The organism is Rathayibacter sp. AY2B9, assembly GCF_002931595.1.
Lineage (GTDB): Bacteria > Actinomycetota > Actinomycetes > Actinomycetales > Microbacteriaceae > Rathayibacter.
This window is the reverse complement of record NZ_PSUB01000001.1, coordinates 505,223-529,634: the sequence shown is the minus strand read 5'-3', so window position 1 is coordinate 529,634 and position 24,412 is coordinate 505,223. Positions and strand designations below refer to the sequence as shown.

Sequence of the window (24,412 nt, the reverse complement as noted above, 5' to 3'; positions counted from 1 at the left end):
GCCCGGTGACGACGACCGCGCTCGAGCGCTTCCAGGCCCTGCTGCGCGTCGACACCGTGTCCCACTCGGACGAGTCGGCGACCGACTGGAGCCGCTTCCACGCCTTCCGGGAGCTCGTCGCCGAGCTCTACCCGGCGCTGCACGCGGCGCTGGAGTCCGAGACCGTCGCCGGCCACTCCCTCCTCTGGCGCTGGCGCGGTGAGGAGCCGGGCGAGCCGGCCGTGCTGATGGCCCACTACGACGTGGTCAGCGTGACGGCGGCGGAGTGGTCGCACGACCCGTTCGCGGCCGAGACGATCGTCGCCGCGGACGGCCGCACCTCCGTCGTGGCGCGCGGCGCCCTCGACGACAAGGGCTCCCTCGTCGCCCTCCTCGAGGCGGTCGAGGCGGCCGTCCTGCGGGGCGAGCGGCCCCGGCACGACGTGTACCTCCTCTCCACGCACAACGAGGAGACGGCGGGCGACGGCGCCCCCTCGGTCGTCGCCCTGCTCGGCGCGCGCGGGGTCCGCCCGCGCCTCGTGCTCGACGAGGGCGGGAACGTGCGGCGCGGCATCCTGCCCGGCGTCACCACCCCGATCGCCGTGATCGGCGTCACCGAGCGCGGGATCATGAACCTCGAGCTGACCTGCCGCGACGTCGGCGGCCACGCCTCCGCTCCGCCGCCCCCGCCCGGGCTGCTCGCCACCCAGCGGCTCGCGAGGGCGATCCACCGCCTGACCGAGAACCCGTTCCCCTCGACCCTCCCGGAGCCGATCGCCCAGCTGGTGCGCGCGGCGGCCGACCACGCGGACGCGGCCCACGCCGTCTGGTACGCCCGCCCGCACGAGCACCCGGACGCCGTCGTCGGCGCGCTCGCCGCCCACTCCAACCGCTCGGCCGCGATGCTGCGGACGACGGTCGCGATCACCGAGCTGCGCGGCAGCACCGGAGCGAACGTCCTCGCCTCCAGCGCCAGCGCCACCGCGAACGTGCGGATCAACCCGGGCGGCACCGTGGCGGGCGTGGTCGAGCGCATCCGCGCCGTCATCGACGACCCGGAGGTCGAGGTCGAGGTGAAGGTCGCCCACGAGCCCTCCCCCGTCTCCCCCACGGGCGAGCCCGGCGACGGCGGGCCGTACGACCTGCTCCGCGCGGTCGTCCAGGAGTCGTTCCCGGACGCGGTCGTCGCCCCCTACGTGCAGACCGGCGGCAGCGACGCCCGGCACTTCCACGCCATCAGCGACCACGTCTACCGCTTCATCCCGTTCGAGATCAGCCCGCGGCAGCAGCTCGGGATCCACGGGGTCGACGAGTCGGTCGAGGCCGACCAGTTCGAGCGCGCCATCGAGTTCTACGCGCGGCTGCTCGCCCGGCTCTGATCGCGGCGGCCCTCCGGGGTCCGGGAGGACCGCGCAGCGACCGGCAACCTGGGAGAACCGTTCGATGACGCGCCGACCGGTGTTGGCCCGGAGTTCACCCCGCGATGATGGACTGATCGCAGCGGGGTCGCCTCCGCTGGAGCAGTGCGCAAGTGCCGACGCCGGGTCGCGTGATCCGGCTCCCGCCGATCGTGGAACCCGAGGATCATGTCCCTCCGCCAGGCCGAGTACCCCCGGCCCAACCACTTCATCCTTCACCTGAGCGACACCCACTTCATCGCCGGAGACGGCGGCCTGTACGGCTCCGACGTCGACAGCGAGGCCCAGCTGCGGCTCCTGTTCGACGAGCTGGAGGCGTCCGGCGGACGTCCGGAGGCCATCGTCATCACGGGTGATCTCGCCGACAAGGGCGAACCGGAGGCGTACGCGAAGCTGCGCGCCGTCGTCGAGCCCGCGGCCGCACGCCTCGGCGCCGAGGTGATCTGGGTGATGGGCAACCACGACGACCGCGGCGCGTTCCGCTCGGGGCTGCTCGACCAGCTCCCGACCACGCAGCCGGTCGACCGCGTGCACGACGTCAACGGGCTCCGGATCATCGCGCTGGACTCCACCGTGCCCGGCGCCCACTACGGCGAGATCTCGGACGCGCAGCTCGACTGGCTGGCGGAGGAGCTCTCCAGCCCGGCCCCGCACGGTACGATCCTCGCGCTGCACCACCCGCCGGTGCCGAGCGTGCTCGACCTGTCGGTCCTCGTGGAGCTGCGCGACCAGCCCGCCCTCGCGGAGGTGCTCGAGGGCTCCGACGTCCGCAGCATCATCGCGGGCCACCTGCACTACTCGTCGACGGCGATGTTCGCCGGCATCCCGGTCTCGGTCGCGTCGGCCACCTGCTACACCCAGGACCTCAACGTGCCGGTGGGAGCGACCCGCGCCCGCAACGGCGCCCAGGCGTTCAACCTGATCCACGTCTACGACGGCACGGTGCTGCACTCGGTGGTGCCGATCGGCGCCTCGACCGAGGTGTCCTACGTCTCGGCGAACGAAACGCAGCGGATCCTCGCGGACCACGGCGTCGAGATCGCCGCGGCGACGGCGGCCCCGGTCGCCCGGGACGAGGAGCTCTACCCGCCGCTCGTGGAGCGGGTGGGCGTCAGCGCGTAGCGACGCGACGGGGCGTCGGGGTCGCCCCGACGCCTCCGGGCGCCGCGTCGACCGCGTCCTCGGACACGGCCGGCGGTGTCAGCGCCCGCCGGCACGGTCCCGCGCGAACAGCCATCCGGCGAACGCCAGCGCCGCGGCCAGCGCGACGCCCACGCCGACGCCCGCTCCCACTCCGATGCCCGGGAACACGAGCGAGCTCGCCAGGCCGAGCAGCAGCCCGGCCACCGCTCCCCCGACGGCCCAGCCCACGGTCAGTCCTCGCGCTCCCACGGAGCCGGGATCGGGTAGTACTCCTCGAGGAACCCGATGACGGCCTTGGTGCGCGCCTCCGCCGAGATCTCGGGGAAGCTGCCGTCGTTGAGGCAGAAGAAGTCGACTCCGCGGTTCTTGAGGAGCTTGCGCATGTCCTTCAGCCCCTGGTGCATCGTCGTGTCGACGTACTTCACCGAGGCGTTCTCCTGCACGACCGCGCGGCCGGTCATCAGCGCGTAGTAGTGGTAGAGCGAGTTGGTGACGGAGACGTCGCTCGCGGAGCGGAAGCGGCTCGCGGCGGTCGCGGTGAACTCCGGCTCGAACTCGGCCTCGAGCTCGGCCATCACGGTCTTGCGGAGCGGCGTGGCGGCGTGCTCGAGGTGACGGGTCGTCATCGCGCCGAAGCGCTCGCGGAGCAGGCGCCGGTTGACGCGGGCCGCGTTCTCGAAGCCGCTGCGGGAGGCGTTGGAGTCGCCCATGCCGATGCGCGTCGTCGCCTCGATGAACTTCGTGATGCCCCCGGGCGAGAAGAAGATCGACGGGTCGACCGGGCGCCCGAAGAACATGTCGTCGTTGGAGTAGAGGAAGTGCTCCGCCAGCCCCGGGATGCGGTGCAGCTGGCTCTCGACCGCGTGGGAGTTGTGCGTCGGCAGCACCGAGAGGTCGCGGAAGTGGTCCTCGCTGCGCACGAGGGTGACGTCCGGGTGCTCGTCCAGCCAGCGCGGGCGCGGGGAGTCGGTGACGATGTAGATGTGCCGGATCCACGGCGCGTACATGTAGACGCTGCGCAGGGCGTACTTGAGCTCGTCGATCTGGCGGAAGCGCGCCGGAGCGTCGTCGCCCTCGCCCACCACGTAGCTCGCCATGCGGGCCGCACGGGCGCGCTGGAACTCCAGGTCGGTGCCGTCGACCCACGAGAAGACGATGTCGACCTCGAAGCGGATGTCGCTGACGAGCGGCTCGAACATGCCCTCGAACGTCGGCCAGGTGCGGCCGTACGCCTCGACGTGGGCGTCGATGGCTTCGGCGACGGGGAGGCTGTTGCGCATGAGCGCGTTCTCGGCGGGAGTGATGATCTCCTCCTCGCCCACCTTCCACAGCTCGAGGCGGACGCCGCTGCGGGCGCCGTAGCGCAGCGATCCCGTGGAGGAGACGCGCGGGCGGAAGAGCTTGAAGACGGAGGCGCGCGGGTACGGCGCGAGCACGCCCTCGGCCAGGAGCTGGGGCGGGGTGCCCCGCTTGTCGACCGTCTTGGCGTAGAAGGGCTCGGTCGCGAAGGCACGCGCCAGCAGCGTGGCCAGCTCGGCGCCGAGCACGCGGTCCACCGCGAGGAAGGGCGAGCCGTCGGTGCCGCGGATGAGGCGGTAGGGGAATTCGGCGGCGTCGAGGACCTCGCCGATGGCGATCAGGTCCTCGGTCCAGGCCGCGCGGGGCGTCGTACTCGAGTTCACCAGCGAGAACAGGCCGGCATGGACCACGACATCGTCGCGGTCGAAGTGGCGCGGGCGCAGGAGCGGTGACGGAAGAGCACGGACGGAAGGCATGATTCACATTATCCGCCGTGGATTTCGTCCGTGTGACCGGGCCGTCGGCTTGACAGCGACCGCGGGGCCGCACGGTCAGCGCGAGAGCGACCCCAGACGGTCCCCCGCCTTCTCCGCGGCCTTCGCGGCCCGCCTGGCGCGGTGCCGCTCCTCGGCGGCGACGACCCCCAGCGCGAAGGCTCCCTCCCCGCTGCGATCGGCCTCCTCCAGGATCAGCGCACGGGCGGCGAGCGCGTCGCGCTCCTCCCCCAGGGCGTCGGCGAGGTCCTCGCCCGCCTCGGCGAGCGAGCGGCGCCGGGCGCCGACGGCCTCGGGGACGACCGCCCGCCACGCCTCCACGGTGTAGCGGAGCCGCTTCGCCGCCTTCCGCAGGTCGTGACGAGCCTCGAGCGAGCCGCCGGCCGCCGCGGAGCCCGCCGCGGAGATGCGCGCGAGGTCCTTCGCGACGGAGCGGCGCACCAGCGCCGTCGCGCTCGAGCCCGCCCGCGCGGTGCGGGGCGGATCCGCGAGCAGGGCGTCGAGCGAGGCGAGGAGCGCGAGGTAGCGGCCGCCGCGCAGAGTGCGGTCGACGCGGCGCAGCGCCGAGGCGTGCCGGTGCTCGATCTCCTCCAGCAGGGCGGTGGGGGTGCTCGGGGCGCCCTCGACGGCCGCCAGGGAGGTGCGGAACCGCTCGGCGAGCACCTCCTGGTCGCGGGCCGCGCCGAGGACCCCTCCCAGCCAGCGCAGCTCGTCCCGCACGGGGTCGGTCGCCGCACGGTCGAGCACGGAGCGGGAGGCGGCGAGGACGGACCGGAGCCGGCGCGCGAGCACGCGCATCCGGTGCAGGGCGTCGTCGGCCTCGAGGCGCACCCGCGGGTCGACGGCGCGCAGCTCGCGCAGGAGCGAGCGGACCGCGGCGAGCGCCGCCTCCCCGCCGTTCCGCGGATCCGGGACCGCCTCCTCGATCGGGCCGCCGGTGGCCCGGGCGAGCTTGGAGGCGCTGGCGGCCGGGCGGGCGCCCGCGGCGAGGAGGCGCTGCTCGATCGCGTCGAGGACCCGCTCGCCCTCGTCCCCAGGGACGTCGACGAGCTCGACCTCCCACTCCCTCCAGCGCCGCTCGCGGCCGGTGCGCTGGTCGCGCGCGGTCACCAGGTCGTCGGCGAGCTCGGCGAGCTCCCGCCCGTGGGAGTCGAGGGCGCGGGTGATCGAGCGGACCGTCTCGAGCAGCGCCAGCGGCTCGAGCGGCGCGCGCCCCACCTGCCCGAGCACCGGCTCGCGGACGGCGGACGGGACCGTGCGCGAGGCCGTGAGCTCCGCGTGGATCTCGGTGCGGCCGGAGGAGCCGGGCAGCTTGACGTGCCAGCCCTGGTCGGATCCGCCCTCGCGGCGGCGCAGCGTGATCCGCGCCCGGGACAGAGCGCGCTCGGCGGTGTCGAAGTACTCGGCGCGGAGGGTCACCGGCTCCTCGGTGCGGACGCTCGCGACGCTCCCGGTGCCGGTCAGGTCGGGCAGCCGGGTGCCCGCGTCGACGTCGTACTTGCGCTCGACCTCGGTCTGCACTCTCCGCGCACCGCCCGCCCGGGACGTCGCCGACTCGTTCTCCGCACCGCTGGCCATGCTCCATTGTGATCACGCCCGGCGCCGCTGCGGCACCCCGGGGCGGCCAGGGGCGCCCTCGCCCTAGGCTGGAGCGATGACCGCGCCCGTTCCGCCCGTCGCCCGCCGCGTCCCCCTCGAGCGCCGCCACCACGGCGACGTGGTGGTCGACCACTACGAGTGGCTGCGCGAGAAGGAGAGCCCCGAGGTGATCGCGCACCTCGAGGCCGAGAACGCGTACACCGAGGCGGTGCTGGCTCCTCTCGCTCCGCTGCGCGAGCGCCTGTTCGAGGAGATCCGCTCGCGGACGAAGGAGACCGACCTCTCGGTCCCCGTCCGGGAGGGCTCCTGGTGGTACTTCTCGCGCTCCTACGAGGGCCGCCAGTACGCCGTGCACTGCCGAGCGCCGATCAGCGGGCCGGACGACTGGACGCCGCCGTCGATCGCCGAGGGCGGTCCGCTCGAGGGCGAGCAGGTCGTCCTGGACGGCAACGCGGAGGCGGAGGGGCACGACTTCTTCTCGCTCGGCAGCTTCGACGTCTCGGCCGACGGCCGACGGCTGCTCTTCGGCACCGATGTCGAGGGCGACGAGCGCTACACCCTCCGCATCCGCGACCTCGAGACCGGCGAGGACCTGCCGGACGTCATCGAGGGCACCGGCGGCGGAGCGACCTTCGGCGCGGACCCGCGCTTCGTCTTCTACCCGACCGTCGACGAGTCCTGGCGCCCCGACACGATCTGGCGGCACGAGGTCGGCGCCGGGACCCCGGACGAGGTCGTCTTCGCCGAGCCCGACGAGCGCTACTGGATCGGCGTGGGCCTCACCCGCAGCCGCCGCTTCCTCGTCATCGAGATCGGCAGCAAGATCACGAGCGAGTGCCTGCTGCTGGACGCGTCCGACCCGACCGGCTCCTTCCGCTCGGTGTGGCCGCGACGCGAGGGCGTGGAGTACGAGGTCGAGCACGCCGTCGTCGACGGACGCGACCGCCTGCTGATCGTGCACAACGACGGCGCCCTCGACTTCGAGATCGTCGAGGAGCCGGCCGACCTGTCGCTCGACGCCGACGCCCGGGCCCGCGAGCGCCGCGTGGTGGTGCCGCACCGCGAGGGCCGCCGGATCGAGGGCGTCGACGCCTTCGCCGGGCACGTCGTCGTCTCCTACCGGGCCGACGGAGCCACCCGGCTCGGGCTCCTCCGCGAGGACGGCGCCGGAGCGCGCCTCGAGGAGATCGTCTTCGACGAGCCGCTCTACGACGCGGGCCTGGCGGGGAACCCGGAGTGGGAGCAGCCCTCCCTCCGCCTCGCCTACACCTCGTTCGTCACCCCCTCGACCGTGCTCGCGCTCGACGTCGCGACGGGCGAGCGCACGGTGCTCAAGCAGCAGCCGGTGCTCGGCGACTACGACCCCGCGCTCTACGTGCAGCGGAGGGAGTGGGCCGTGGCGGAGGACGGCACGCGGGTGCCCCTCTCGCTCGTCTGGCGCCGCGACGCCGCCGATCCGGACTCGGCCCCCGCGCCGCTCCTCCTCTACGGCTACGGCTCGTACGAGGCGAGCATCGACCCGGGCTTCTCGATCGCGCGCCTCTCGCTGCTCGACCGCGGCGTCGTCTTCGCCGTCGCGCACGTCCGCGGCGGCGGGGAGATGGGCCGCTCCTGGTACGAGAACGGGAAGACGCTGGCGAAGCGGACGACCTTCACCGACTTCGTCTCCGCGGCGCGGCACCTGGTCGACGCGGGCTTCACCACTCCGGACCGCCTGGTCGCGCAGGGAGGGTCGGCCGGCGGCCTGCTGATGGGCGCGGTCTCGAACCTCGCCCCGGAGGCGTTCGCCGGCGTCCTCGCGCAGGTGCCGTTCGTCGACGCGCTCACCTCGATCCTCGACCCGTCGCTGCCGCTCACGGTGATCGAGTGGGACGAGTGGGGCGACCCGCTGCACGACGCCGAGGTGTACGCCTACATGAAGTCGTACTCGCCCTACGAGAACGTCCGCGAGGGCGTGCAGTACCCCCGGATCCTCGCGACGACGAGCCTCAACGACACCCGGGTGCTGTACGTGGAGCCGGCGAAGTGGGTGGCCAGGCTCCGCGAGGTCGGCGCTCCCGCGCTGCTGCGCACCGAGATGACCGCGGGACACGGCGGAGTGAGCGGACGCTACGAGCGCTGGCGCGAGATCGCGTTCGAGTACGCCTGGACGCTGGACGTGCTCGAGCTGGCCTGAGCGCCCCGCCGCAAGCCCCTCCGCCCGTCGTCCGCGGCCAGTAGGGTTCGGGGTGCCGACGGAGGGAAGACCATGAGCGCAGGCCTGTCGATCGACCGCATCGCCGCATGGGTGGCGGACCAGAGGTGGTACGCGAGCAAGGGGCGGCGCCCCGAGCTGGAGGTCCGCGGCGCCTGGTCGCTGCACCCCGGCGAGGCGGAGGTGGTGGACCACCTCTTCATCGACCGGGCAGGCACGAGCCCGGTGCTGTACCAGGTGCCGGTGACCGTCCACGCGGCTCCGGTGCCCGGGCTCGAGGACGCCCTCGTCTACTCCGACGACTCGCACTACGTGTACGACGCTCCACGGGACCCGGTGTTCGCCCGCGCCCTGCTCGGCATGATCGCCGACGGCGGCCGCTCCGACGAGGACGGCGCCCAGGGCGGCGCCCGCGCCGAGGGCCACCGGCAGCCGGGTGCCGCGATCGGGGCGTTCGCGTCCTCGAAGGTGCTCAGCGGCGAGCAGTCGAACACCTCGGTGATCGTCCGCACCACCGCTGACGACGGATCCGACGCGACCCCGGTGATCGTCAAGGTCTTCCGCGCCCTCCACCACGGCGACAACCCGGACGTGACGGTGCAGTCGGCGCTCAACGCCGCCGGGAGCGCCCTCGTCCCGCCCGTGATCGGCAACGTGACCGGCGAGTGGGACGACGAGGGCGAGGAGACGGGCCGCGCCTTCGGGCACCTCGCCTTCGCGCAGGAGTTCCTCCCCGGGGTCCAGGACGCGTGGCGCGTCGCCCTCGAGGCGGTCGCCGCCGACTCCGACTTCACCGGACCCGCCCGCGAGCTGGGCCGCGCCACCGCCGAGGTGCACGCGACGCTGGCGGAGGTCATGCCGACCGAGGACACCACGTCCGAGGTCGTCGACCGGATGGTCGCGGCCATGCGCCGGCGCCTGCGCATCGCCTCGGCAGAGGTCCCCGTGATCGCCGAGGACTCGGAGGCGATCGAGGCCGTGTTCCGCGCCGCCGAGACCGCGCCGTGGCCGAGGCTCCAGCGCATCCACGGCGACTACCACCTCGGGCAGGTCCTGTCCGTGCCCGATCGCGGCTGGGTGCTCCTCGACTTCGAGGGCGAGCCGCTGCGGCCCATGCACGAGCGCCGTCTTCCCGACGTGGCGCTGCGCGACGTGGCGGGGATGCTGCGCTCCTTCGACTACGCGGCGGGTGCGCACGAGCAGGCCGAGCCGGGCGCCTCGAGGGCGGCGTGGGCGGCGGCGAGCCGTGCCGCGTTCCTCGAGGGCTACGCCGAGCAAGCGGGCGACGCGGTCACCGCGCACCGGGCGGTGCTCGACGCGTTCGAGCTCGACAAGGCCGTCTACGAGGCGATCTACGAGGCGCGCAACCGGCCGGAGTGGCTGTCGATCCCGGTCGCCGCGGTGCAGCGCCTCGCCGGACGCTCGTAGGGTGGCAGGCATGAGCGACGACACCGACGACAAGAAGCCCCTGGACCCGCTGAGCGACTTCAGCATCCCGGGCGACACCGATCTGCACACGACCGGCGACGCCTCGGGCGCGGACGGCGACGAGGTCGCGGAGCCCGGAGCAGACGAGGACTGAGCCGCCTGCGCTGCGGGGCCGGCCGTCGGCTCGGCTCCGCGGAGCCGGCGGCCGGCCTAGCCCAGCGGGGCGAGCGGCTCGACCGCCGGCCCCTCCAGCACCGTCCCGTCGGCTGCGAAGCGGGAGCCGTGCAGCGGGCAGTCCCAGCTGCGCTCCGAGTCGTTCCAGGTGACGATCCCGCCCAGGTGCGGGCACACCGCCGACACCGCGCAGCGCCTCCCCTCCACGGTGGAGACAGCGACGGGCTGCAGGCCGTCGCGGGCGAGCGAGCCCTGGCCCTCCGCCGGCACCACCCCGGCCGAGCGGGGCGCGCGGAGCGCTGCCGACCAGCCGCGGGCGTACCAGGCGCCCACCGCCAGCCCGGCGCCGAGCCCCTCCGCCATCACCCGCGGCAGCGTGGGCCGGCGGTGCAGCGTCCTCGCCCAGGCCGGCGTCCTGCCCTCGAGGTCGGCGACGAGCGTCATCGCGGCCTGCACCGCGTTGGTCATCCCCCACTTGTCGTAGCCGGTCGCCAGGAAGATCCGTCCGCGGCCCCGCGGCAGCCAGCCCACGAACGGCACACGGTGGAACGGCTCGTAGTCCTGGGCGCTCCACTGCGCGACCGGCTCCGCCCCTGGGAAGGACCGCCGCGTCCAGGCGACCAGGTCGTCCACCGCCTCCGAGGTGACGGGCCTGCGCCCCACCGGGTGGCCGTTGCCGCCGATCAGGAGGAGCCGCTCGCCGTCGCGCTCGGCGTCGCGCACCGAGCGGGACGGCTCGTCGACCGAGAGGTACATGCCGTCGGGGATCGGCGCGTCGGTGCGGAACGCGACCGCGTACGAGCGCAGCGCTGCGATCTTGGCGAAGTAGAGGCCGCGGTCGAGGATCGGCGCCCCCGTGAGCAGGTAGGCCCGGTCCCCTGTCACCGGGCCCGCGCTGGTGCGGACCCGGACGGGAGCGGTCGCTCGCATCCCGAGGGCCCGGACGCCCTGCACCAGCGTGCCCCCGGCGGCGCGGAAGTCGGCGGCGAGCGCCGTGAGGACGTCCATCGGGTCGAACTGGGCCTGGTCGTCGAGGGCCACGGCCGCCGTGCTGGGGAACGGCACGTCGAGCTCGCCGACGAGGCGGGTCGCGAGGCCGAAGCGGCGCGCGGTCGCGTGCTCCTTCAGGACGGCGTCCACGCCCTCGGGCGTCTGCGCGTAGCTGTAGGCGGTGCGCCTCTGCACCGGCACGCCCGCGCCCTCGCAGTAGGCGAGCAGCCAGCGGAAGCCCGCGAGGTTCGCCGCGACGTAGGCCTCGGTCACCGCGGGGATGTTGCGCTCCGCGATCCGGGAGAGGTGCGCTCCCTGCAGGAGGCTGAGCTTCGCCGTCGTGTTCCCGGTCGTGACCGCGCCGACCTCCCGCGCCTCCAGCACCAGCACGCGCCGGCCGGTCCGCTGCAGGAGGAGCGCGGTGACCAGCCCGGTGAGTCCGGCGCCGACCACGACGTCGTCGTAGTGCGCGCCCGGGACGAACTCGTCGGAGGGGATCGGAGCCGCGCCCGCCCGCCAGAGGGAGCGGGGCCGCGGGGCCGTCGTGGTCGTGTCCTCCGGAGTCATCGGGAGTCCCTCCGCTCAGGGGCCGGACGGCCCGCGAGCGACGCTACGCGGAGCCTCCGGGACCGTCACGGTGTTGACACGTCGCGGGACGCGGGCTCAGAGCCAGCCCCACCGCTTGAAGAGCCGGTGCAGCACCACGCTCGAGGCGAGCATCGCCGCGAGCGCCGCCGGGTACCCCCACGCCACGTGCAGCTCGGGCATCACGTCGAAGTTCATGCCGTAGATGCTCGAGATCATGGTCGGCGCGAAGAAGATGGCCGCCCAGGCGGAGATCCGCTTGACCTCGTCGTTCTGCTGGTTGCCCACCTCCGCGAGCTTCTTCATGTCCTCGTTCTGGCGCTGGGCGACGAGGGTCGCGTTCACCGCCAGGATCTCCCGCAGCGTGGTGCGGAAGCCGTCGACCCGCTCGGTGACGAGCGCGACGTGGTCGGCGACGTCGCGGATGTAGCGGCGCAGCTCCACATCCGACTGGAACACCTCGAAGTCGGTGACGAGCCGCCCGAGCATGCCGGTCAGCGGAGCGACCGCACGCTGGAAGTCCAGCACCTCCTGGCTGAGCTCGTAGATGCGGCGGGACACCGCCGGGTCGCCCTCGAAGACCTGCGCCTCGATCTCGTCGATGTCGTTCTCGAGACCGGCGACGACGGGCGAGTACTGATCCACGACGGCGTCGAGGATCGCGTACAGCACGGCGACCGGGCCGACGCGCAGCAGCTCCGGATCGGCCTCCATCCGCCGCCGCACCAGCGAGAGGTCGGGCTTCTCGGAGTGGCGGACCGTGACGACGAAGTTCGACCCCACGAACAGGTGGAGCTCGCCGAAGTCGACCTCCTCGCGCTGGTCGGAGTAGCTGGCGGCGCGCAGCACCACGAACATGTCGCTGCCGTACCGCTCGAGCTTGGGCCTCTGGTGCGCGCTGATCGCGTCCTCGAGGGCGAGCGGGTGCATCGAGAACTCGTCCTCGAGCGCGGCGAGCTCGGCCGCGTTCGGCCGGTACAGCCCGATCCACGCCATCGCGTCGGGCAGCTTCTGCAAGGCGGCGAGCGCCTCCGGGATGCTGCCGGGAGAGACGACCCGGCGGCCGTCCTGGTAGATCGCGTTGTCGACCGTGCTGGTGCGGGCCGGCTCGTCGTCCGGGCGCAGACGCTGGATGGGAGCGGTGTCCTCGGCGGCGGCGCGGGTGCGCGAGCCCAGACCCAGGATCGTCGCGGGGACGCGGGGCAGCTTCACGACCATCTCCTCTGCTCGACCGACGCCCTATTGTGCACCTCCCGGTGAACGGGAGGTGTCCGCTGCGCCGCCGGTGTCGGAGGGCCTCACTAGCCTGGAGGCGCTCCCCCGGACGACGCAGAGGAAGGACGACCGTGAAGCTGCTGCACACCTCGGACTGGCACATCGGCCGCACCTTCCACGGGCACTCCACGACGGCGGCGCTCGCGACCGTGCTCGAGGCCCTGGTCGAGACGGTGCGGGCCGAGCGCGTGGACGCGGTGCTGATCGCCGGCGACGTCTTCGACTCCGCCGTACCCGCCGCAGAGCACTACACCCTCCTCACCCGCACGCTCGAGGCGATCCGCGCGGCCGGCGCCGAGGTCGTCCTCACCAGCGGCAACCACGACTCCCCCGCCCGGCTCGGCTTCCAGGCGGGGCTCCTGCGCGGAGCGGGCGTCCACGTCCTCACCGACCCCGAGGCGTACGCCGAGCCGGTCCTGCTGCGCGACGCGTCCGGCCTCGAGGTCGGCGTCCACGGCATCCCCTTCCTCGAGCCCGCCCTCTACCGCCACCGGCACCCGGAGGAGCAGCTGCGCCGCCACGAGGACGTGCTCGCCTTCGCGATGGCGCGGGTGCGCGCCGCCGCCGAGGCGGCGGGCCGTCCCTGGGTCGTGCTCGCGCACTGCTTCGCGGTCGGAGCCCCGGCCGCGGTCCTCGAGCGCGACATCACGGCGGGCGGGCTCGACTACGTCTCGGTCGAGCACTTCGCCGCGGCCGACTACGCGGCGCTCGGGCACATCCATGGACGCGCCGAGCTGCTGCCGGGAGTGCGCTACTCCGGAGCGCCGCTGCACTACTCGTTCGGCGAGGCGTCGAAGCCGCGCGGTGCCTGGCTGGTGACGATCGGGCCCGAGGGGCTCGAGGGCGTCGAGTGGTCGCCGCTCCCCGTGCCGAGGAGGCTCAGCGTGATCGAGGGCGAGCTCCAGCAGCTGCTGCGCGATCCCTCCCTGGCCGAGGTGGAGGGCGACTGGGTCTCGGCGGCGCTCACCGATCCCGTGCGCCCGCTCGACGCGATGGCGCGCCTGCAGTCGCGCTTCCCCGGCTGCGCGACGCTCGAGCACCGGCCCCCGCACGCCGCGGCCGAGCCGCGCGCGTACGCCGAGCGGATCCGCGGGCGGAGCGACGTGGAGGTCGTCGACGACTTCCTCGCCCACGTCCGCGGCGGTCACGGCGCCACGGAGACCGAGCGCGCCCTCACCCTCGACGCGCTCGCGGCCGTCGAGGCCGAGGCTCTGCGGTGAGGATCCGCCGACTCGCCTTCGCCGGACTCGGACCGTTCCGCGCCGAGCAGTGCGTCGACTTCGACCGGCTCGAGGACGTGGGCGTGTACCTCATCGCCGGGCGCACCGGAGCGGGCAAGTCGACGATCCTCGACGCGATCGCGTTCGCGCTCTACGGCTCGGTCCCCCGCTTCGACGGTACCGCCTCGCGCCTCCGGAGCGACCACAGCGGCCCCGAGGACGAGACCTTCGCCGAGCTCGACTTCGAGGCGGCGGGGCGCGTCTACCGCGTCCGGCGCTCGCCCGAGTACGAGCGGCCGAAACGGCGCGGCACCGGCACCACGACCCAGCCGGCGAAGGTCGAGCTGCTGGAGCAGGTCGACGGCACCTGGGTCGGGCTCTCGTCGAGCGCGAAGGAGGTGGGCGCCGACATCGGCCGGATCGTCGGCCTGACGAAGGACCAGTTCCTCCAGGTGATCCTGCTGGCGCAGAACCGCTTCCACGAGTTCCTGCTCGCGAAGAACGACGACCGGCAGCGGCTCCTGCGCACGCTCTTCGCGACCGAGCGCTTCGATCTGCTCCGCCGCCGCCTGCTCGAGCAGCGCGACGCGAGCGCCGTCGGGCTCGAGGAGGAGCGCGCGGCCGTGACGGCGCTCGCGGACGAGGCCGTCCGGCTCCTCGATGACGGAGCCGAGCCGCCTCTGCCGGACGCCGCCTGGTTCGCCGGGCTGCCGGCGCGGCTCGCCGCTCCGCTCGAGGCGGCCCGGGCCGGCTCCGCCGCGGCCGACGCGGCGCACGAGGCCGCGGGCACCGCTCTCGACGAGGCACGGCGCATCGCCCGGGGCCAGGAGCGGCGCCGGCGCGCCCTCATCGAGGCGGAGGAGCTCGTGGTCGCCGAGGCGCACGTCGAGCAGCAGCGGGCCGCGATCGAGCGCGCGCGCCGGGCCGACGGCGTGCTGCCGCTGCTCCGCTCCGCCCGGGCAGCCGCCGAGAAGGAGCGGGCCGCCCGGCAGCAGCGCGACCTCGCCGCCGACGCCTACGGGGACGCGTCCGGGGGCCCGGCCGCCGAGACGGCCGAACGGCTCGCCGCCGTCCTCGGCGCCCTCACCGAGACGCTGGCCGAGGAGCGCCGGCTCCCCGACGCGGAGCGCGTCGCCGAGCGGTCCGCGCGCGCCGAGCAGGCGGCGGCGACCGCGCTAGCCGGGATCGAGGCGGAGCTGCGCGAGCTGCCCGCTCGAGTCGACGCGCTCGCCGGCGAGGAGGAGTCCCTGGCCGGGGAGGCCGCCGCCGTCCCCGCGCGCGTCGACGAGCTCGCCGCGCTCGAGCGGAGGATCGCCGCGGCCCTCGAGCGCGATCTCACTGCGGCGGGCCTGCAGCGGCTCCGCACGGCCTACGCCGACGCGGCGCGCGTCCACGGCGAGCGCGCCGCGGAGCAGGCCGCCCTGATCGCGCGCCGGTTCGCCGGGTTCGCCGGGGAGCTCGCCGAGCGGCTGGAGCCGGGCGAGCCCTGCCCCGTCTGCGGCTCGTGCGAGCACCCCCGCCCGGCCGAGCACGACGGCCCGACGACGGTCGGCACCGACGACCTCGACCGGGCCCGCGTCGCGGTGGAGCGCGCCGCCGCCGCCCTCGACGGCGCCCGCGAGCGCGAGGGAGCCGCGGCTCGGGCTCTCGCGGCGCTAGAGGAGCGCGTGGGCGAGGACGCGGATCCGGAGTCGCTCCGCCCGGCGCACGAGGAGCGGCTCGCCTCGGCGCGCCGCGCCGCCGCCCGCATGGAGGAGCTGCGGCGCGAGCGCACCCGGCTGCGCACCCGGATCGACGCTCTCACGACCGGACGGGACGCCGCTCGCGAGGAGCACCGCGCCCGCGCCGACGAGTCCGCCCTCGCCGCTGAAGCGCTGCGGCTGCTGCGGGAGCGCGTCGAGGCCTTCCGCGACGGCGCGACGAGCGTCGCCTCGCGGGTCGAGCAGCTGAGTGCCCAGCGCCGCCGTGCCGTCGCCCTGGTCGAGGCCGAGGAGGCGGCCGTCTCGCGGTCCGAGGCCGCCGCCGCCGCCCGGGAGGAGCTCGCCGAGGTCCTCGCCGAGCGCGGCTTCACGACCGCCGAGGAGGCCGAGTCGGCCGCGCTGGCCAGCGGGGACCGGGCACGGGCCGAGGCCGTCGTCGCCGAGCACGAGCGACGGCGGAGCGCGACGGAGGCGGTGCTGTCCGACCCGGAGCTCCGCGGACTGCCGGGCACGGCCGTCGACCTCGCCGCCGCCGAGGAGCGCTCGCGCGAGGCCTCCGCCCGTCGCGACGAGGCGCGAGCCGGCCTCTCCGTGCTCGAGCACCGCTCGGAGCGCCTGGCCGAGCTCGCCGCGACGGCCGCGGGCCGCCTCGCCGTGCTGGGTGAGCGTCTCCACCGCCACGAGGAGCTGCGCGCGCTGGCCGAGACCGTCTCCGGCCGGGGGCAGAACACGCGCCGGATGGACCTCGAGGCCTTCGCCCTCGCCGGACGCCTGGAGGAGATCGTGACCGCGGCGAACCTCCGCCTCGACGCGATGACCAGCGGCCGCTACGCCCTCGCCCACGACGACTCGCTCGCCTACCGCGGTGCCGCCTCCGGCCTCGGGATCGACGTGCTCGACGCCTTCACCGGCGTCCGCCGGCAGCCCGCCTCGCTCTCCGGCGGCGAGACGTTCCTCGCCTCGCTCGCCCTCGCCCTCGGCCTCGCCGACGTGGTGACGGCGCAGTCCGGCGGCATCTCGCTCGAGACCATGTTCATCGACGAGGGCTTCGGCTCGCTCGACGCCGAGACGCTCGAGACGGCGCTCAGCACGCTCGACGAGCTGCGGTCGGGCGGTCGGACGATCGGCCTGATCAGCCACGTCGACGCGATGCGCGAGCGGCTGCCGATCGGCCTCCGCGTCGCGGTGGGGCCGCGCGGCGACTCGACGATCCTCACCGGCTGAGCGGCCGCTCCCGGGCGAAGGGGCGACGACGGCCCGCTCCCTCCTCTCGCACTGCAGCAGCGAGCGCGCCCGCGCCCGCTGCTAGGGTCGTGCGCAGTGACACGGGGTGCCCGCCAGGGCTGAGAGAAGACCCGTTGAACCTGATCTAGTTCGTACTAGCGAAGGGATGTCGCGAATGAGCATTCGCACGCCTGTCCACCCGACCCTCCCCGCCGACACGGCGCCCGATCCGGCGTCCGTGGGTCGCGATCTCGCCGAGCTCCGCGCCGCCGGGCCCCTGGTGCAGTGCATCACGAACGCGGTCGTCATCGGCTTCACCGCCAACAGCCTTCTGGCCCTCGGCGCCAGCCCGGCGATGTGCGACCTGCCCGGCGAGGCGGGCGTCTTCGCGGGCCTCGCCTCCGCGGTGCTCGTCAACCTCGGCACGCCCGGAGCGGAGCAGCGCGAGGGTGCTCGCGAGGCGGTCGCCGCGGCCGGACGCGCCGGCACCCCGTGGGTGCTCGATCCGGTCGCCGTGGGCCCGCTGCCCGTCCGCACCGCTCTGGCGGTGGAGCTGCTCGAGGCGCGGCCCGCGATCATCCGCGGCAACGCCTCCGAGATCCTCGCCCTCGCGGGAGCCGGTGCGGGCGGCCGCGGCGTGGACGCCGTCGACACCGCCGAGCAGGCGCTCGACTCCGCCCGCGTCCTCGCCCGCCGCACCGGAGGCGTGGTCGCCGTCTCGGGAGCGGTCGACCTCGTCACCGACGGCGAGCGGATCGTCCGGGTCACGGGGGGCCACCCGCTGCTGACCCGCGTGACCGGCGGCGGCTGCGCGCTCGGCGCCGTGATGGCGGCGTTCCTCGGCGCGGGCGCCCGCCCGCTCGACGCGGCCGTCAGCGCTTCCGCGGTCTGGGGCCTCGCCGCCGAGCGGGCCGCCGCCGCGAGCAGCGGTCCCGGATCCTTCGCCGTCGGCCTCATCGACGCCCTCGCTGCCCTCCAGCCGGCCGACGCCGAGGCCGGGGCGCGGATCGCATGAGCCTCGACCTCTCGCTCCACCTCGTCACGGACACCGCCCAGTGCGGCCAGCGCGGCGTGCCCGCGGTGGTCGCCGCCGCCGTCCGGGGCGGAGTCACGACCGTGCAGATCCGCGATCACGACGCCCCCGCCGCCGAGCTCGTCGCCCTGACCCGGGCCGTCGCCGCCGTCCTCGACGAGCGCACGACCCTGCTGGTCGACGACCGCGTCGACGTCGCCCTCGCCGCCCGCCTCGCGGGCGCCCGCGTCCACGGCGTCCACCTCGGGCAGTCCGACCTCCCCGTCACCGCCGCCCGCTCGCTGCTCGGTCCCGACGCGGTGATCGGGCTCACCGCGAACACCCCCGAGCACCTCGCCGCCGTCCGCGCCCTGCCCGCGGGGACGGTCGACTACCTCGGCGTCGGCGTCATCCGGCCCACCGCGACCAAGCCCGACCACCCCGCTCCCCTCGGTGTCGACGGGTTCGCCGCCCTCGCCGCGGCCGCGGCGCTGCCCTGCGTCGCCATCGGCGGAGTCGGAGCCGCGGACGCGGGGCCACTCCGCCTCGCCGGTGCGGCCGGGCTCGCGGTCGTGTCGGCGCTCTGCACGGCCGCCGACCCCGCGGCGGCCGCCCGCCTGATCCGAGCGGAGTGGGACCGATGACCGCCGGCGCCCGCGTCCCCCGTGTCCTCAGCATCGCCGGCACCGATCCGACCGGCGGTGCCGGCGTCCAGGCCGACCTCAAGTCGATCGGCGCGCTCGGCGGCTACGGCATGGCGGTCGTCACCGCGCTCGTCGCGCAGAACACGCACGGGGTCCGCTCCGTGCACCTGCCGCCCGCCGCGTTCCTCCGCGAGCAGCTCGACGCGGTGAGCGACGACGTCACGATCGACGCGGTGAAGATCGGGATGCTCGCCACGGCCGAGTACGCCGGAGTCGTCGCCGAGTGGCTCGACGAGGTCCGCCCGCCCGTCGTGGTCGTGGATCCGGTGATGGTCGCGACCAGCGGTCACCGGCTGCTCGCTCCCGAGGCGGAGGACGCCGTGCGCGACCTGCTCCGCCGCGCCGACCTGGTGACGCCGAACCTCCCCGAGCTGGGCGTGCTGGCCGGAGAGCCGACCGCCTCCGACTGGCCGGCCGCGCTCGCGCAGGGAGCGGCACTCGCCCGCGCCCTCGACGCCGCCGTGCTGGTGAAGGGCGGCCACCTCGACGGCCCCGCCACCCCGGACGCGATCGTCACCCCCGACGGCCTCGTGCGCGAGGTCCCCGGCGAGCGCGTCGCCACCTCGAACACGCACGGCACCGGGTGCTCGCTCTCGTCCGCGATGGCGACGCTCCTGGCCGGGCGCGATGCCTCCTCCGACGCCCTGGTCGAGGCGCTGACGGAGGCCAAGGAGTGGCTGACCGGCGCCCTGCGCGCCGCCGACGCCCTGGAGGTCGGCACCGGCAACGGCCCGATCGACCACTTCCACCGGCAACGTCCTCCGGCGTTCTGCGCGGACGTCTGGGAGCGGACCCGGACCCTCCGCGACGAGATCGACGCGCTCCCGTTCGTGCGGGCCCTCGGCGACGGCTCCCTCGGGCGGGAGGACTTCGAGTGGTACCTCGAGCAGGACGCTCTCTACCTCACCGAGTACGCCCGCGTCCTGGCCGTGGCGGCGCAGCGCGCGCCGACCACCGCCGAGCAGGTCTTCTGGGCCGAGGGCTCGGCGTCCGCCCTCGCGGCGGAGGCGCAGCTGCACCGCGACCGGCTCGGGACCAGGGACGCGACGCCCGCGCCCGTGACCCGCGGCTACACCGACCACCTGCTCGCGGTCGCCGCGCGCGGCGGCTACGGCGAGATCGTCGCCGCCCTGCTCCCCTGCTTCTGGCTCTACGCCGACGTCGGGTCGCGCCTCGCCGCCTCCGGGCATCCCGAGCACCCCTACGCGGACTGGCTGCTCACGTACGGCGACCCGGTCTTCGCGACGGCCACCGAGCGGGCGATCGAGTTCACGGAGCAGGCCGCCCGCGACGCCTCACCGAGGGAGCGCGCCGCGATGAGGGACGCGTTCCTGCGGTCGAGTTCGTTCGAGAGGGACTTCTTCGCCGCACCGCTCGCCCGGACCGGCTGAGCTCTCAGCCGGCCCGGCCGGGTGCGCTCAGCCGGCCCGGTCGGGTGCGCTCAGCCGATCGCCTCGCGCAGGACGTGCATGAGGGCGTCCAGCTGCACCGTGTCGGCCGAGGCCGTCTCGGCGTCCGCGCCGTCGAGCGCCCGGGCGGCGAGACCGGCCTTGGCGTCGATGAGCTCCGCGATCTTCGCGTCGATCGTGTGCGCCGCGATGATCCTCCACGCCGTCACCGGTTCCTCCTGGCCGATGCGGTGCACGCGGTCGATCGCCTGCGTCTGCTCGGCCGAGGTCCACGACAGCTCGGCGAGCACCACGTTGGACGACGCCTGCAGGTTCACGCCGACTCCCGCCGCGGTGAGCGAGCAGACGGCGACAGAGACGTCCGGGTCCTCGTTGAAGGCGTCGATCTGCGTCTGGCGGAACGCCGCGGTCTGGTCGCCGCGGATGGAGACGGACGTCAGCTCGCGCTTCTCGAAGGTGTCCTCCGCCTGGTCCATCACGTCGATGTGCTTCGCGAAGAAGACGACCTTGCCCACCGAGCGGGCCAGCTGCGAGGCGTAGTCGGCGGCCAGCGCAGCCTTGGCCTGGCCGATCCGGCGCACCATGGTGAAGACGTTCTCGCCGGTCTTGGCCGACTTCGACTCCTCGAGCTCGCTCTGCGCCACGATGCGGATGAACCGCTCGCGCTCGTCGTCGTCGAGCTCGTGCGTGATCGAGGAGGTGACCGCCCTGAAGCGCTGCAGCATGCGGGCGCCGAGCTCGCGCTCGGCCTTCTGGATGGAGCGGCCGAGGTCGTCGTCCAGCTCGACGGGCAGATCGACGATCCGCTTCGACGGCAGGTCGGCGGCGACGTCGATCTTCTTGCGCCGGACGATGCCGAGGTCGATCACGGCCTCGCGCGCCTCCGGGTAGAAGCCCGTGTCGGCGGGGGTGAGGCCCGTCTCCTCGAGGCGGCCCATCAGCTCCGGTCCCGGCTTGGTCTCGTCGATCCAGCCGAGGAAGCGCCAGATGGCGCGGAAGTCGTCGACGTCGTTGATCAGCGGGGTGCCGGTCAGCGCGATCATCAGCGGATCGTGCCCCGGAGTGGTCTCGCGGATCCTCGACGCCAGCGCGAGCACGCTCTGCGAGCGCTGCGAGCGGAGGTTCTTGATGAAGTGCGCCTCGTCGACGACCATGCCGCGGAAGCCCAGGCTCCCGAGCCAGCCGATGTGCCGGTCGAGGATGTCGTAGTTGACGATGACCACGTCGGCGAACGCGTCGAGCGTGCCGCCGTCTCCGTGGATGACCGTGGCGCGCCGCTGCGGCGTCCAGTGCTCGACCTCGCGCGCCCAGTTCATCTTGACCACGTTCGGCACCACCGCGAGCAGCGGGTACGCCCCGACCACCGAGGCGGCGAGGAGGCTCTGCGCGGTCTTGCCCAGACCCGGCTCGTCGGCGAGCAGGAAGCTGCGGTGCCCCTCGCGGGCGCTCTCGATGAAGCGCGCCTGGTGCGGCATCAGCTCGCGGCCGCGCGGCGAGACCCGGTCGAGCTTCGGCGGCTCCGGGAGCTCCATGCTCGCGGCCCGTCCGCCCGCTCCGTACTCGAACGCCTTGAAGAGCGGCCCGAGCAGCTCCCAGTCGTCGAGCCTGCGGCGCGGCGCCGGAGCCGAGGCCTCGGCGATCGAGAAGTCCGGCGGGAGGAAGGGGTTCGCCAGCTGGCGGGCGCGCACCGACTGCGGCACGACCTGGTTGACCGGCACCTCGGGCTTGGGCTCCGGCTCGGTCACGATGAGCAGCTCGTCGGGGCTGAGCTCCGCGCCCGCCTCGAGCAGCCAGTCGCGGCGGAGCTTCTGCGCGGCCGCCGTGACGCCGGCCTCCGATTCGAGCAGCGCGATCAGGCTGGTGTCGCGGGCGGCCGTCTTGGCCAGGATCGTGGCGATGCCGTCGAGGCGCTTCATCTCCTCGGCGCGCTGCGCGTCGCTGAGCGAGGGATCGACCTTGACCCGCTTGCGCTCCTCGCGCATCAGGAGGGCGATCACCAGGAACTTCGTCCGGTTGGTCGGCCCGACCTTGCCGGTCTGGGCCTTCGCCTCCACCTCGCGGACGCGGCGGGCGAGGATCGGGATGATCCCCGCGTTGTCCACGCCGCGCGAGCGCGATCGAGGTCGGCTCCCGGCGGCGTTCGACGCTCGTCGCGTCTGACCGGACTGACGCTGGCCGCTGCGAGCCATGCTCCTCCTCGATGTGTGACGGGGGGCGGAGGAGGGGTTCCCGCGCGCTGCCGTCGCCGTGCATCCGCCGGATCGCCTCCGGGGAGGCGTCGGGCGTCGGTGCATCCGGTGGCCGTCGGGAGCTCCGAGCAACGGGTCTGGGACCCGGTCGCAGCATCCCCGGCGTGCGGGTGCGGCGCCAGTCTACTCCTCGGGGCGGTCCGGTCGGCGCTCCGCCGCGCGGACGGTCGCGCTCGTCGTCATTCCGGGGTCGGGACGCGGATCACGAGACCCGCCGCCACGAAGACGCCGACCGCGGCGAGGCTCAGCGAGGACCAGATCGCGTCCGGGAACGCGAACGGCAGCACCGGGTTCCACAGCACGAGCACGGGGACGAGCCCGATCAGCCAGAGGAGTGCGCGCGCCTGGATCGCGAACCAGCCGATGACCGCCGCGAGGATCGCGACCGGGTAGCGGATGAAGTCGTAGGCGTCGGAGCCGACGAGGGCGAGCCCGGCCAGCAGCACGATCGCGCCGAGGATCCCGGGCGCGAGCGCCATGCGGGCGCGGTCGCGCGAGGGGTAGCGGGCGGCGGTCGCGCGGGACGGCTTGCGGGTGCTCACCCCTCGATCGTAGGCGCGCATACCCCGCCCGGGTACCGCCTGCGGCGCGTAGGCTGGAGGAGTGATCGAGGACCTCAAGAAGCGCTCGCTGCACCGTGCCCGGATCCTGGGCGGCCAGATGCGCGGCCTCGAGCGGATGATCGAGAACGAGGACTACTGCGTCGACATCGTCACGCAGTCCCTCGCGATCCAGAAGTCGCTCGGCTCGCTCAACAAGCTCATCGTCGAGAACCACCTCCGCACGCACATCACCGCGATGTTCGAGGAGGGCGGAGACGCCCGCGAGGCGGCCATCGCCGAGCTCGTGAAGATCTTCGAGCTCTCCAACAACCGCTCGTGACCGCCGGCCTCGTCGCCGCGGCGCGGGTGCGCCCGCTGCTGCTCGACGGGGGCCTGGGCACGGAGCTGGAGGCGCAGGGCGCCGCGGTGGACTCCTCTCTCTGGAGCGCCCGGGTCCTGCTGGAGGAGCCCGGCCGGGTCGTCGCCGCGCACCGCGCCTTCGCCGAGGCGGGCGCCCGGGTCGCGGTGACCGCGAGCTACCAGGTGTCCGCGAGCGGATTCGCAGCCGCGGGGCTGGCCCCGGGCCTCGCCGAGCGCGCCCTCCGGGAGAGCGTCGACCTGGCCCGGCGCGCGCAGAGCGGCTGGGTCGCCGCCTCCGTCGGCCCTTTCGGTGCGAGCCTCGGCGACGGCTCCGAGTACCGCGGAGACGACGGCCTCACCGTCGGCGAGCTCGCCGCCTGGCACCGGCCGCGCCTGGAGGCCCTGGCCGCGGCCGGGCCCGACCTGCTCGCCGTCGAGACCATCCCGTCGGTGCGGGAGGTGCGGGCCGTCGTGGAGGCCCTCGCGGGCTCCTCGGTCCCCGCCTGGATCTGCGTGAGCGGCCGTTCGGGCCGCACCGCGGCCGGCGAGCCCCTGGCCGAGGCGTTCGCCGTCGCCGCCGCCTCCGAGGAGGTGGTCGGCGTGGGAGTGAACTGCTGCCCGCCCGGCGACGTCGCCGAGGCGGTCCGCATCGCCCGCTCCGTCACCGGCAAGCTGGTCGTCGTGTACCCGAACAGCGGCGAGGAGTGGGACGCCGTCGAGCGTCGCTGGGCAGGCGACGCGGCCTTCGACCCCGCGCTGGTCGCCTCCTGGCGCGCCGCGGGAGCGGATCTGATCGGCGGCTGCTGCCGCGTGGGACCTGCGGCGATCGCTGCCCTCGGACGAAGCCTGGAGGAGGAGTCGTGACCACCCTGAGAGCCGTGCGCGGCGACCTCACCCGCGAGCACGTCGACGCGATCGTGAACGCGGCGAACTCGTCGCTCCTCGGCGGCGGCGGCGTCGACGGCGCGATCCACCGCGCGGGCGGACCGGAGATCCTCGCCGAGTGCCGCCGGCTCCGCGGGACCGAGCTGCCGGACGGCCTGCCCGCCGGCTCCGCGGTCGCCACGACCGCCGGCCGCCTCCCCGCCCGCTGGGTCGTGCACACCGTCGGTCCCGTCCACTCGCGGTCGGAGGACCGCAGCGCCGTCCTCGCCTCGGCCTACCGCGAGTCTGTGCGCACCGCCGTCGGTCTCGGTGCGCGGACGCTCGCCTTCCCGGCCGTCTCGGCGGGCGTCTACGGCTGGCCGATGGACGACGCGGCGCGCATCGCGGTGGAGACGGTCCGCGAGGCGACCGCGGACGGCGCACTCGACGAGGTCCGGTTCGTCCTCTTCTCCGCGGACGCCCTCGCGGCCTTCGAGGCCGCCCTGGCCGCGGAATGACGGAAGGGGAGCCGACCCTGCGGTCGACTCCC

At 74.6% G+C, this 24,412-nt stretch carries 20 protein-coding genes and 1 riboswitch; of the genes, 13 read left to right on the top strand and 7 right to left on the bottom strand.

All coding sequences use genetic code 11. The annotated features are described in order from the left end of the window. Positions 1 to 5: 5 nt before the first annotated feature. Positions 6 to 1,358, top strand: coding sequence for a M20/M25/M40 family metallo-hydrolase (locus tag C5C25_RS02485; RefSeq protein ID WP_104249613.1), 1,353 nt, complete (start codon positions 6 to 8; stop codon positions 1,356 to 1,358). Between the two features lie 207 nt (positions 1,359 to 1,565). After that, positions 1,566 to 2,519, top strand: a complete 954-nt coding sequence (locus C5C25_RS02480; RefSeq protein WP_104249612.1) for a phosphodiesterase — start codon at positions 1,566 to 1,568, stop codon at positions 2,517 to 2,519. 78 nt (positions 2,520 to 2,597) lie between these two features. On the opposite strand, the gene C5C25_RS16380 is transcribed toward C5C25_RS02480, so the two are convergent. From C5C25_RS16380 to C5C25_RS02470, 3 genes are all read right to left on the bottom strand, one after another. Beyond that, positions 2,598 to 2,768: a hypothetical protein gene (locus C5C25_RS16380; RefSeq protein ID WP_159939285.1), complete on the bottom strand. Its 171-nt coding sequence runs from the start codon at positions 2,766 to 2,768 to the stop codon at positions 2,598 to 2,600. Between the two features lie 2 nt (positions 2,769 to 2,770). After that, positions 2,771 to 4,315 (bottom strand): stealth family protein, encoded by a 1,545-nt coding sequence (locus tag C5C25_RS02475; RefSeq protein ID WP_104233778.1) that lies wholly within the window; start codon positions 4,313 to 4,315, stop codon positions 2,771 to 2,773. 75 nt (positions 4,316 to 4,390) lie between these two features. Continuing rightward, positions 4,391 to 5,911, bottom strand: a complete 1,521-nt coding sequence (locus C5C25_RS02470; RefSeq protein WP_104249611.1) for a CYTH and CHAD domain-containing protein — start codon at positions 5,909 to 5,911, stop codon at positions 4,391 to 4,393. Between the two features lie 76 nt (positions 5,912 to 5,987). On the opposite strand from C5C25_RS02470, the gene C5C25_RS02465 reads away from it, so the two are divergent. The 3 genes from C5C25_RS02465 (at position 5,988) to C5C25_RS16375 (ending at position 9,708) form a co-directional block, all read left to right on the top strand. Next, positions 5,988 to 8,108, top strand: coding sequence for a S9 family peptidase (locus C5C25_RS02465; RefSeq protein ID WP_104249610.1), 2,121 nt, complete (start codon positions 5,988 to 5,990; stop codon positions 8,106 to 8,108). A 72-nt stretch (positions 8,109 to 8,180) separates the two neighbouring features. Further along, positions 8,181 to 9,554 (top strand): phosphotransferase, encoded by a 1,374-nt coding sequence (locus C5C25_RS02460; protein ID WP_104249609.1) that lies wholly within the window; start codon positions 8,181 to 8,183, stop codon positions 9,552 to 9,554. A gap of 10 nt (positions 9,555 to 9,564) precedes the next feature. Then, the gene (locus tag C5C25_RS16375; RefSeq protein ID WP_159914626.1) at positions 9,565 to 9,708 is read left to right on the top strand and encodes a hypothetical protein; all 144 of its coding nucleotides are present in this window, start codon (positions 9,565 to 9,567) and stop codon (positions 9,706 to 9,708) included. Between the two features lie 56 nt (positions 9,709 to 9,764). Here C5C25_RS16375 and C5C25_RS02455 read toward each other — a convergent pair whose 3' ends face one another. Both C5C25_RS02455 and C5C25_RS02450 read right to left on the bottom strand, forming a co-directional pair. Next, entirely contained in the window at positions 9,765 to 11,285 is a 1,521-nt protein-coding gene (locus C5C25_RS02455; protein ID WP_104249608.1) for an FAD-dependent oxidoreductase, read from the bottom strand. Between the two features lie 96 nt (positions 11,286 to 11,381). Further along, positions 11,382 to 12,521: a magnesium and cobalt transport protein CorA gene (locus C5C25_RS02450; protein ID WP_104223070.1), complete on the bottom strand. Its 1,140-nt coding sequence runs from the start codon at positions 12,519 to 12,521 to the stop codon at positions 11,382 to 11,384. Between the two features lie 128 nt (positions 12,522 to 12,649). Between C5C25_RS02450 and C5C25_RS02445 the strand changes: the two genes are divergently transcribed. The 5 genes from C5C25_RS02445 (at position 12,650) to thiD (ending at position 19,829) form a co-directional block, all read left to right on the top strand. Next, the gene (locus C5C25_RS02445) at positions 12,650 to 13,798 is read left to right on the top strand and encodes an exonuclease SbcCD subunit D (protein WP_104249607.1); all 1,149 of its coding nucleotides are present in this window, start codon (positions 12,650 to 12,652) and stop codon (positions 13,796 to 13,798) included. Beyond that, positions 13,795 to 16,722 carry an AAA family ATPase gene (locus tag C5C25_RS02440; protein WP_104249606.1) on the top strand — a complete coding sequence of 976 codons (2,928 nt, stop codon included), beginning with the start codon at positions 13,795 to 13,797 and terminating at the stop codon, positions 16,720 to 16,722. Before C5C25_RS02445 ends, C5C25_RS02440 begins: the two co-directional genes overlap by 4 nt. Before the next feature lie 92 nt (positions 16,723 to 16,814). After that, positions 16,815 to 16,906, top strand: a riboswitch (TPP riboswitch). Further along, on the top strand, positions 16,898 to 17,737 hold the full coding sequence (thiM, locus tag C5C25_RS02435; protein ID WP_104249605.1) for a hydroxyethylthiazole kinase: 840 nt from the start codon (positions 16,898 to 16,900) through the stop codon (positions 17,735 to 17,737). Its footprint overlaps the riboswitch before it by 9 nt. Continuing rightward, positions 17,734 to 18,378 (top strand): thiamine phosphate synthase, encoded by a 645-nt coding sequence (thiE, locus tag C5C25_RS02430; protein WP_104249604.1) that lies wholly within the window; start codon positions 17,734 to 17,736, stop codon positions 18,376 to 18,378. Before thiM ends, thiE begins: the two co-directional genes overlap by 4 nt. Beyond that, on the top strand, positions 18,375 to 19,829 hold the full coding sequence (thiD, locus tag C5C25_RS02425) for a bifunctional hydroxymethylpyrimidine kinase/phosphomethylpyrimidine kinase (RefSeq protein ID WP_104249603.1): 1,455 nt from the start codon (positions 18,375 to 18,377) through the stop codon (positions 19,827 to 19,829). Before thiE ends, thiD begins: the two co-directional genes overlap by 4 nt. A 50-nt stretch (positions 19,830 to 19,879) precedes the next feature. Here thiD and C5C25_RS02420 read toward each other — a convergent pair whose 3' ends face one another. Both C5C25_RS02420 and C5C25_RS02415 read right to left on the bottom strand, forming a co-directional pair. Further along, positions 19,880 to 22,036 (bottom strand): DEAD/DEAH box helicase, encoded by a 2,157-nt coding sequence (locus C5C25_RS02420; protein WP_104225603.1) that lies wholly within the window; start codon positions 22,034 to 22,036, stop codon positions 19,880 to 19,882. A gap of 239 nt (positions 22,037 to 22,275) precedes the next feature. After that, entirely contained in the window at positions 22,276 to 22,638 is a 363-nt protein-coding gene (locus tag C5C25_RS02415; protein ID WP_244229446.1) for a DUF6804 family protein, read from the bottom strand. 61 nt (positions 22,639 to 22,699) lie between these two features. Here C5C25_RS02415 and C5C25_RS02410 point away from each other — a divergent pair, with 61 nt between their 5' ends. The 3 genes from C5C25_RS02410 to C5C25_RS02400 are packed head-to-tail and all read left to right on the top strand — an operon-like array spanning position 22,700 to position 24,380. Beyond that, positions 22,700 to 22,978: a metal-sensitive transcriptional regulator gene (locus tag C5C25_RS02410; RefSeq protein WP_104223062.1), complete on the top strand. Its 279-nt coding sequence runs from the start codon at positions 22,700 to 22,702 to the stop codon at positions 22,976 to 22,978. Beyond that, a complete protein-coding gene (gene mmuM / locus C5C25_RS02405) occupies positions 22,975 to 23,862 on the top strand; it encodes a homocysteine S-methyltransferase (RefSeq protein WP_104249602.1) in 888 nt (295 codons plus the stop codon). Before C5C25_RS02410 ends, mmuM begins: the two co-directional genes overlap by 4 nt. Then, a complete protein-coding gene (locus C5C25_RS02400; protein ID WP_104225600.1) occupies positions 23,859 to 24,380 on the top strand; it encodes an O-acetyl-ADP-ribose deacetylase in 522 nt (173 codons plus the stop codon). The genes mmuM and C5C25_RS02400 overlap by 4 nt, the downstream gene beginning before the upstream one ends. Positions 24,381 to 24,412: the final 32 nt, after the last annotated feature.